An 8,638-nucleotide genomic window follows, 5' to 3' on the forward strand; every position below is an offset into this window, starting at 1 on the left:
GATTAATCGTTGGGGGGGATGCGGAACCCCTTCAACGAAATAACAAACATCCCTGCTTTCTTGCTGATCTTTGCACCTTGTGCACACCAGGCATCAGCGATTCTAAAAAAATCGTCGGTAGTCACGGAATAATCAAGAAGCACTTTGCTGGTGGTGCCGGAAGCGAGCAACTTTTCAGCTTCACTCGTGCTTTTGGCATGAATGGTTATCATTTTTTCATCTCCAAATGGCCGTGCCGCTATTATGTGTATAAATGATGACACTATGATGACAGGAGGGGGCGTGCGTATTAAATAAAAAAGCCAGCGTGTCGCTCGCTGGCTCGATAACTGAAGATTAACGGGGGAAGGTTATCCGCGCAGACGTGCTGCAACGGCAGCAACGCGTGCTCCGTATTGTTTCGCGGTTTCCAAATCACCGGAGGGAATATCATCTGCCGGGCCATCGGAAGGGGATTGCACCAGAAGGCCTACTGAGCCACCCAGGTTATTAACATCGGCGCGTGTCGCCGTTTTGGTGTTAGCGGGCAGTAAGCCCAGGCTCACCCACAGACCACCGTGTTGAGATGCCAGGGTTTGCATCCAAATCAGGCTAACCTGTTTGTCACCGTTCAGGCTGGCGCTGTTGGTAAAGCCGCCAAAAACCTTATCCTGCCAGGCACGAGTAAACCAGGCTTTAGAAGAAGCATCTGCGAATTTTTTAAACTGCCAGGGCACCGACCCCATGTAGGTGGGCGCACCAAAAATGATGGCATCCGCAGCGTTCAGCGTTTCCCACTCTTCAGCTGTAATATCGCCATTTTCATCGACGGCGATGCGCGTTGCATCAGCACCTTGTGCAACATATTCTGCGACGCGTTGGGTGTGGCCATATCCTGAGAAATAAACAACAACAGTCTTACTCATGTTCACTTTTCCTTTCATCAGTAATAACAGGGGCGGAGGCGATGGTTTCGTAAGCGATTGAAGAAAGCATCAGTTTTCGATGGAAAGATAGTATATATGGTATACTGCGTTGACAAGAAGGCACCTGAACGATACCAGGTTTCCTGGAGGATACTATGCAAATACATCCCATTGAGGGCGATGCCACATCCGGTTACAGCGTCTATTCATCGCACTGTCCAGCACGACAGTTTTTGGAGCGGCTAGCAGACAAATGGACCATACTGATTATTGGTCGTTTAAAGTCAGGTGAGACGCGTTTCAATCAATTACGGCGGGATATCGACGGCATCACCCAGAAAGTATTGTCGCAAACGCTGAAAAAGCTGGAGCGGGACGGCTTGGTTGCCCGTCGTGTATTTGCCACGGTTCCGGTTACCGTAGAGTATTCACTGACGCCAGTTGGGCTGACATTGGTGGAGACGTTCGAGAGTTTGGCGCACTGGGCAGAATCCAATATTGAATCAGTGCGGTTGGCACAGGCACAGTATGACCGTTTACACGCTGTGAGCAGTAGCTAAAGACGACGTTGAGGGTATACGCCGTGAAAGTGAATGATATCGTTACAGTAAAAACCGACGGCGCAGAGCGACGGGAAGGCACGGTGTTAGCGGTAGAACCGTTTCTCGAAGGGACGATGTACCTTGTTGCCTTGCCGGACTACCCGGCGGGAATTTGGTTTTTTAATGAAGAAGAAAACCCGGAAGGCATTTTTGTGGAACGGAAACAGGAAGGCGCGGATCGCTAGTGGGGCAGGTCTGCAAGCAGACCTGCCCGGCCAGTAAGCGGGCGGTTAGAACGTTTCCCAATGCTCGCTGCTGTTAGTGGCTTTCTTATTGCCTAGCGGCAGCGCTGCTGGTGCACTTTTGGCTGATGCCAGCGTATACGGCGCGGGTGTCGGTGCTGCACGCTGTTCCTGCAACTTGAACACGGCCACGGCGCGTGTCAGCAGTGCAGCCTGTTCTTCAAGCGAAGAGGCGGCTGCCGTTGCTTCTTGCACCAACGCGGCGTTCTGCTGTGTGACACTGTCCATCTCGGCAATCGCTTGTCCCACCTGACCAATACCACGGCTTTGTTCATCAGAAGCGGACGCGATCTCCCCCATAATGTCGGTCACATTGGTAACGGCATCAACAATCTCTTTCATGGTTTGCCCAGCCTGATCGACGAGTGTCGAACCACTGCTCACCAGCGATACCGATTCAGAGATTAATGTTTCAATCTCTTTTGCCGCCTGCGCACTACGCTGTGCCAGACTACGAACTTCGCTGGCGACCACGGCAAAGCCCCGGCCTTGTTCACCGGCCCGCGCTGCTTCGACGGCTGCGTTCAACGCCAGAATGTTGGTTTGGAAGGCGATACTGTTAATCACGTTGGTGATTTCAGAAATCTTGCGCGAACTACCGGAAATGCTATCCATCGTTTCAATAACATTAGAAACGATATTGCCACCTTGTTTGGCTTTATTAGAGGCGTTGGCCGCCAACTGGCTGGCGTGGTGTGCGTTTTCGGAGTTCTGCTTAACGGTTGCCGTCAACTGTTCCATACTGGCGGCCGTTTGTTCTAACGCAGCAGCCTGCTGCTCAGTACGAGATGACAGGTCCGTGTTGCCGGAAGAGATTTCGGTGGAACCCTGATAAATGGAATCAGCGCTTTCACGCACGGTGGCAACGGTGTTGACCAGTGAGGCCTGCATGTGTTGCACATTATTGCCTAACGTGCCGATTTCATTCGAGCCGTAGTTCACCGAGTGCTGTGTGAGATCGCCTTGGGCAATGCGTTGAATACGCGCTACCAGTGCGTTCATCGGACGGATCAAGGCACCACGCAGGAACGTGAAGGTCAGCAACGAGAGCAACAGGGCGATACCGAAGCTGGCCCCCATCAGAGCATACCCTAAGGTGGCGTTCTCAGTGGCTATCTTATTGAGTTGCTGCGCACGCTCGGTGCGGTAAGCGACCGCGTCCAGTAACGGTTTGTTATAGTTAGCATCAAGAACGCGAACTTCTTCGGCCTCATGACTCAGGACTTCTTCGAACAGACCATCCTTTGCCGACGCCATCATGGGGGTAATACCTTGTTTGATATAGTCTTCGTACGCTTTGGTTAATCCGGCATCAAGCGAAATATCATACTCGGTTTTTATCGGGCGATTTTCATACAGCTGAAAGGCTTTTTGTGATTGCTCTACGCGTTGCGCTGCTTGCTTCAGGTTTTCATTGTAGACCGCGGAGTCACCGATACGTGCAGCGGACGACGCCTGAATCAGGAGCAGACGCGCGGTGCGTAGGTGATTGGAACTGTTGGAAAGCCCCATCCGGATGTCGATTTCTTGTGTGACGTCGGCGAGGTATTGATTGCTGCGTGCCAGAAAATAGCTGGAAGTCCCTATCGACACGGCGAACATCAACATGATGCCGCCAAGAATGATAACGAATAAAGGCACTAAGCGTAAATTATTCAACACACCTGTTTTCCCCTGCTGCTCAGATTGTGAAGTTATTTTCATGTCCATTCGCTCATTTTTCAGGAAAAGTGATTACAATTTACCAAACAACAAGACACATCACGCATCTTTGGTATTCAGCACCCTTACAGTAACAACGAGTGTTCCTTTTAGTCGTAACCAATATAAAAGATAATCGGCCTATAGTGAAAAATCTTAATTGTAGTCGTCGGGATCTCGATCACAATTTTTGCTTTTTAAAACGTATTTTCATTTTGGTTGCTGATAAAGTAGCTTGTGAAATTTCGTAACGTCGCTGTAAAACAAATTGTTGTAAAAAAATAAATGCCGATCCGCCTACTTTTATTGCATCAGTGGGCTGTTTCTATTGGAGTCTTTTTTGAAGAATACAACTGCATTTTTTACCAATGAAAAAATAGTTTTTGCGCTGGCAACCCTATGCTGCCTGTTGTGGGGAAGCGCCTACCCGGCTATCAAAAATGGCTATGCCTTGTTCCTGATAGAAGAGGGGGATATCGCTTCAAAGTTGGTGTTCGCAGGTTACCGTTTTGTACTGGCGGGCGGGTTGTTGCTGCTGTTAGCAATGGCGAGTGGCAAGGCGATTGCGCGGTTCAAGCCAGGACAACTCCGGCAATTAGCAGTGCTCGGGATCACACAAACAACGTTACAGTATATTTTCTTTTATATTGGGCTCGCTTATACCACAGGGGTAAAAGGGTCTATTATGAATGCTACCAGTACGTTTTTTAGCGTACTGCTTGCACATTGTCTTTATGCCAATGATAAAATAACACCGAATAAAGCCATTGGTTGCCTGTTAGGCTTTTTAGGTGTCACGGTTGTTAATGTAAAAGGTCTTGATGATTTCAGTTTTACATTAATGGGGGACGGTTTTGTTGTTATTGCTGCATTTGTTTTGTCAGCGGCAACAATTTATGGGAAGCGTATTTCTCAAACCATGGACCCGATTATAATGACCGGGTATCAACTGGCGGTTGGCGGTATAATCCTTACGCTGACAGGGTATTTAAGTGGGGGCTCACTGAGTGTCCACGGTTGGAATTCTGTATTGATTCTTTTCTATCTTGTACTGCTTTCATCGATCACCTTTGCGTTGTGGAGCCAATTGCTAAAATATAACAAAGTTGGCACTGTCGCCCCGTTCAATTTCCTGATCCCAATTGCCGGCGCTGTGCTCTCTGCGTTGTTTCTCGATGAGAGCATCCTTGAGTGGCGTTATGCTGCTGCTTTGGTGCTGGTGTGTCTGGGGATTGGGTTGGTAAACCGATCACCCCAGACAAAATAAGCCGATATTCCCTTTGCGTACGCGCTGAGGGGATAAGCGTTAATAGCTGAGTGTCAAAATTTCTCTTGCCATTACTTCATCAATATCTTGCCTTTCACCCTGCGGTAACAGATTAAAGACTTTCAGATTGTGGATTATCGCCTCCACCGCATCCGGCGGTAATCCATAATCACGCATGCGGGTTTTGATACCCATGTGTTCAAAGAAATCGCGCGTTTTTGCAATCGCCTGGGAAATGCGGGTCTCATCATCCCCCTCGGTTATTTGCCAAATGCGCGTGGCATATTGCAAAAGCTTTTCATGCTTATTATTGCGTTGTACATATAATAAAGAAGGAAGTAATACGGCGAGCGTTTGTGCATGGTCCAGGCCGTAAAGCGAGGTGAGTTGATGGCCGATACGGTGCGTAGCCCAGTCTTGTGGCACCCCTGCGCCGATAAGCCCGTTTAGCGCCAGCGTCGCGCACCAGGTTAGGGTGGCGCGCACATCGTAATTTTCAGGCTGCGTGAGCGCTTTAGGGCCTTCTTCCAACAGTGTGAGCAATAACCCTTCAGCGAAGCGATCTTGCACTTTGCCATAGACGGGAAAGGTGAGATATTGCTCGATAACGTGAACAAAGGCATCTACCACACCGTTGGCGACTTGCCGAGCGGGCAGGGTATAGGATTTCTCAGGATCGAGAACGGCAAACTGAGGGAAAAGCAGCGGATGGTTAAAACCCACTTTTGCACCTGACGCAATGTGGGAGACCACCGACGTGGCATTCATCTCCGAACCTGTGGCAGGCAAGGTCATGACGCACCCCATGGGGAGTGCCTGAGTAATCGGTGTTTTGTTGACCCAATGATCCCATACATTTTCATGGTAATAGGCAGCGGCAATGAACTTGGTGCCATCTACCACCGAACCCCCCCCCACAGCCAGTAGATAATCGACATGGTTCTCTTTTGCTAACTGTGTGGCTTTCATCAAGGTTTCATAGTGGGGATTCGCTTCAATGCCGCCAAACTCCACAACGTAACGCTCACCCAGAGCTTGTCTGACTTCGGCAAGTGTGCCGTACTTTTCCGCACTTTTTCCGCCGTAGGTAATCAACACGCGCGCATTGGCGGGGATGTGTTGACTAATCTCAGCAATTCTTCCCTGACCGAACACGATGCGCGTTGGGTTGTAATAACTAAAGTTGTACATTTTATAATCACCCAAATTCAAAGTAACAAAAAACGACTTTGATACTACTGCAAAGTCAGGAGGAGTGACATTTGGTTGAGACATAATGGTTATCCTCTCCTACACTTACCGCTACTGAATGATCACTATTGGTATCGCTGACGGTTACGTAATATTGTTACATTTTTTATATATCTATCATTAAGATAAACTCATTTGAAAAAGGTATAACTGCATCTGCTTTAGTGAAGTGAAAGGTTACTTGTGAAAAAAATGGGCAATAAACGATCTGGTAAGAGTTCTTACCACACGGCTTTTGGTGATAATACCTTTCAATTATGTGATCCGTATCACATAATTACCAAAATGATTCTCTGGTCGCGTTGTGTGTTTGAGGGATTAGGCGGTACAGTTGCGAGGATTTAGGAATAATCCTATGCTTCCTGATGCGGTGATTTAGGTTGTCATACGGGGTTAATGGATAAGCGAGTTGGGTAGTAAAAGAAGTTGGCTGTAGCATGTGATTGACATAATAAGAAAGTAAGGTAACAAAAGATAGTCTCTGGCACCGAATGCTTTCATGCCATCAATGGAGAGTGATTTTTTAACCGGGCGATAGCCTCTATCCCCCAACTTATGCTTTGAACATAGCCTGTCGAGATGGGAAATATGGGTACCTCTGAATTACTCAAGCACATTTATGACATAAATCTGTCTTATCTGTTACTGGCACAACGTTTAATCAATGATGAGAAAGCTTCTGCGATGTTCCGTTTAGGCATTGATGAAACCATGGCAGATACTTTGATGCAGCTCACACTGCCTCAGATGGTTAAACTGGCAGAAACCAATCAACTGATTTGTCATTTTCGTTTTGACGATCACAACACGATCAAGTTATTAACACAAGAATCCCGCGTGGATGATTTACAACAAATCCATACTGGAATTTTGCTGTCGAGTCACTTATTAAACCAGTTATCTTCGAAAGACGATAACTTGCCTAAGAAAAGGGCATAATAATGACGGAAAAGAGTATTGTTCAGGAAGCAAAAGACATCCAGTTAGCGATGGAATTGATCTCTCTGGGTGCTCGATTGCAGATGTTGGAAAGTGAAACACAATTAAGTCGTGGGCGTTTAATTAAACTTTATAAAGAGCTTCGGGGGAGCCCACCTCCAAAAGGAATGTTGCCATTTTCCACGGACTGGTTCATGACCTGGGAACAGAATATTCATTCTTCCATGTTTTATAATGCGTACGCTTTTTTGTTAAAGACCAGCCATTGTAATGGCGTTGAAGCCGTTATCAAAGCATACCGTCTTTATCTTGAACAGTGCGCCCCCAACAATGATACGCCGTTACTTGCCTTGACGCGTGCCTGGACATTGGTGCGTTTCGTGGATAGCGGTATGCTACAGCTATCGTCGTGCAATTGTTGCAACGGGATGTTTATTACGCATGCTCATCTGCCGAAAAACAGTTTTGTTTGTAGCTTGTGTCAGCCACCCTCTAGAGCGGTAAAAAGACGTAAACTTTCACCGAATCTTGCCGATATACTACCGCAACTACTGGATGAACCGGTAAAACATGCTGTCTGAGCCTGGTGGCGGTTGTGAGTCTGTCTCAGCCCGTGTTGTTGCGGGCTGAGTACATCCCTCCTCAAGAAATTCCTGCTCGACGGATGTTTTACCTCAGCTTCCACCCGCGATTTGTTATAAGGAATTCTTGTGCTTGTTATATTGGGTTATCTCGTAATAATAGGTTCGATACTGGGTGGTTACCTTATGGTTGGCGGGACGCTGGGCGCGCTGTATCAGCCTTCGGAACTGCTGATAATCGGTGGTTCGGCGCTCGGCGCATTTATTGTTGGTAACAACGCCAAAGCCATTAAAGGTACGGTTCGCGCCTTTCCACAACTGTTTAAAGGCTCCAAATATAGCCGGGATCTCTACATGGATCTGATGGCGCTGTTGTTTCGTCTGATGGCGAAATCGCGTCAGCAGGGGATGCTTTCTCTGGAAGGTGATATCGACAGTCCGCGTGAGAGCGAGATTTTCTCCAGCTATCCTCGTGTGATCGCCGACAGTCACGTCATTGAATTCATTACTGACTATATGCGACTGATGATCAGCGGCAACATGAATGCGTTTGAAATCGAAACGCTAATGGACGAAGAAATCGAAACGCTAGAGCACGAACTCGAAGTGCCAGCTATGAGTTTGAACCTGATGGGGGATGGGCTTCCTGCGTTTGGTATTGTTGCTGCGGTCATGGGCGTCGTGCACTCCTTGGCTTACGTTGATCGCCCTGCTGCTGAGTTGGGGATGATGATTGCGCACGCCATGGTGGGGACATTCCTGGGGATCTTGCTGGCATACGGCTTTGTTTCGCCACTGGCATCACTGTTGCGTCAAAAGAATGCGGAAAAAGTAAAAGTCCTGCAATGCATAAAGGTGACGCTGCTCTCCAGCTTGAACGGGTATGCACCGCAGATTGCCGTTGAGTTTGGGCGTAAAACGCTGTACTCCACAGTCCGTCCGACCTTTACTGAAATGGAAGAGCATATTCGTCGTGTGAAAGCACCGGCTCAGCAGGCTTCGGAAAGTGACTAATGAAACATCAGCATCCGATAATACGCAAGAAAAGGAAGTCTAGCCACGCGGCGCACCATGGCGGCTCGTGGAAAATAGCTTATGCTGACTTTATGACTGCTATGATGGCGCTGTTTTTGGTGATGTGGCTTATCGC

11 protein-coding genes are annotated in these 8,638 nt (G+C 48.0%); 8 read left to right on the forward strand and 3 right to left on the reverse strand.

What is annotated here, in order from left to right:
• On the forward strand, nt 1-257 hold a 257-nt coding region (locus J5224_RS35830), incomplete at its 5' end, for a hypothetical protein (RefSeq protein WP_413544713.1).
• A gap of 93 nt (nt 258-350) precedes the next feature.
• Here the strand turns inward: J5224_RS35830 and J5224_RS22540 are convergent.
• Nucleotides 351-905 (reverse strand): flavodoxin family protein, encoded by a 555-nt coding sequence (locus J5224_RS22540; RefSeq protein WP_264627486.1) that lies wholly within the window; start codon nt 903-905, stop codon nt 351-353.
• Nucleotides 906-1,060: 155 nt separating this feature from the next.
• On the opposite strand from J5224_RS22540, the gene J5224_RS22545 reads away from it, so the two are divergent.
• Together J5224_RS22545 and dsrB are read left to right on the forward strand one after the other, a co-directional pair.
• Nucleotides 1,061-1,465 (forward strand): winged helix-turn-helix transcriptional regulator, encoded by a 405-nt coding sequence (locus tag J5224_RS22545; protein WP_264627487.1) that lies wholly within the window; start codon nt 1,061-1,063, stop codon nt 1,463-1,465.
• Between the two features lie 23 nt (nt 1,466-1,488).
• A complete protein-coding gene (dsrB, locus tag J5224_RS22550; protein ID WP_264627488.1) occupies nt 1,489-1,692 on the forward strand; it encodes a protein DsrB in 204 nt (67 codons plus the stop codon).
• Between the two features lie 45 nt (nt 1,693-1,737).
• Here the strand turns inward: dsrB and J5224_RS22555 are convergent, their stop codons facing one another.
• Nucleotides 1,738-3,459 (reverse strand): methyl-accepting chemotaxis protein, encoded by a 1,722-nt coding sequence (locus tag J5224_RS22555; RefSeq protein ID WP_264627489.1) that lies wholly within the window; start codon nt 3,457-3,459, stop codon nt 1,738-1,740.
• Nucleotides 3,460-3,790: 331 nt separating this feature from the next.
• Between J5224_RS22555 and J5224_RS22560 the strand changes: the two genes are divergently transcribed.
• Entirely contained in the window at nt 3,791-4,717 is a 927-nt protein-coding gene (locus J5224_RS22560; RefSeq protein ID WP_264627490.1) for a DMT family transporter, read from the forward strand.
• 39 nt (nt 4,718-4,756) lie between these two features.
• Here J5224_RS22560 and J5224_RS22565 read toward each other — a convergent pair whose 3' ends face one another.
• Nucleotides 4,757-5,908: an iron-containing alcohol dehydrogenase gene (locus J5224_RS22565; RefSeq protein WP_264627491.1), complete on the reverse strand. Its 1,152-nt coding sequence runs from the start codon at nt 5,906-5,908 to the stop codon at nt 4,757-4,759.
• Nucleotides 5,909-6,556: 648 nt separating this feature from the next.
• Here J5224_RS22565 and flhD point away from each other — a divergent pair.
• The 4 genes from flhD to J5224_RS22585 all read left to right on the forward strand — a co-directional run.
• The gene (flhD, locus tag J5224_RS22570) at nt 6,557-6,907 is read left to right on the forward strand and encodes a flagellar transcriptional regulator FlhD (RefSeq protein ID WP_264627492.1); all 351 of its coding nucleotides are present in this window, start codon (nt 6,557-6,559) and stop codon (nt 6,905-6,907) included.
• Nucleotides 6,908-6,909: 2 nt separating this feature from the next.
• Nucleotides 6,910-7,488 (forward strand): flagellar transcriptional regulator FlhC, encoded by a 579-nt coding sequence (flhC, locus tag J5224_RS22575; protein WP_264627493.1) that lies wholly within the window; start codon nt 6,910-6,912, stop codon nt 7,486-7,488.
• Nucleotides 7,489-7,617: 129 nt separating this feature from the next.
• Complete coding sequence (motA, locus tag J5224_RS22580; RefSeq protein ID WP_264627494.1) at nt 7,618-8,502, forward strand: flagellar motor stator protein MotA; 885 nt, start codon at nt 7,618-7,620, stop codon at nt 8,500-8,502.
• On the forward strand, nt 8,502-8,638 hold a 137-nt coding region (locus J5224_RS22585; RefSeq protein ID WP_319802468.1), incomplete at its 3' end, for a flagellar motor protein MotB. The genes motA and J5224_RS22585, both read left to right, overlap by 1 nt.

It is taken from the genome of Candidatus Symbiopectobacterium sp. NZEC135 (assembly GCF_025962695.1).

Excerpts from the sequence above, each read along its gene's own strand:
- J5224_RS22555 (WP_264627489.1), bottom strand. The coding sequence starts at position 3,459 with ATGGACATGAAAATAACTTCACAATCTGAGCAGCAGGGGAAAACAGGT.
- J5224_RS22545 (WP_264627487.1), top strand. The coding sequence starts at position 1,061 with ATGCAAATACATCCCATTGAGGGCGATGCCACATCCGGTTACAGCGTC.
- flhD (WP_264627492.1), top strand. The coding sequence starts at position 6,557 with ATGGGTACCTCTGAATTACTCAAGCACATTTATGACATAAATCTGTCT.
- J5224_RS22540 (WP_264627486.1), bottom strand. The coding sequence starts at position 905 with ATGAGTAAGACTGTTGTTGTTTATTTCTCAGGATATGGCCACACCCAA.
- flhC (WP_264627493.1), top strand. The coding sequence starts at position 6,910 with ATGACGGAAAAGAGTATTGTTCAGGAAGCAAAAGACATCCAGTTAGCG.
- J5224_RS22565 (WP_264627491.1), bottom strand. The coding sequence starts at position 5,908 with ATGTACAACTTTAGTTATTACAACCCAACGCGCATCGTGTTCGGTCAG.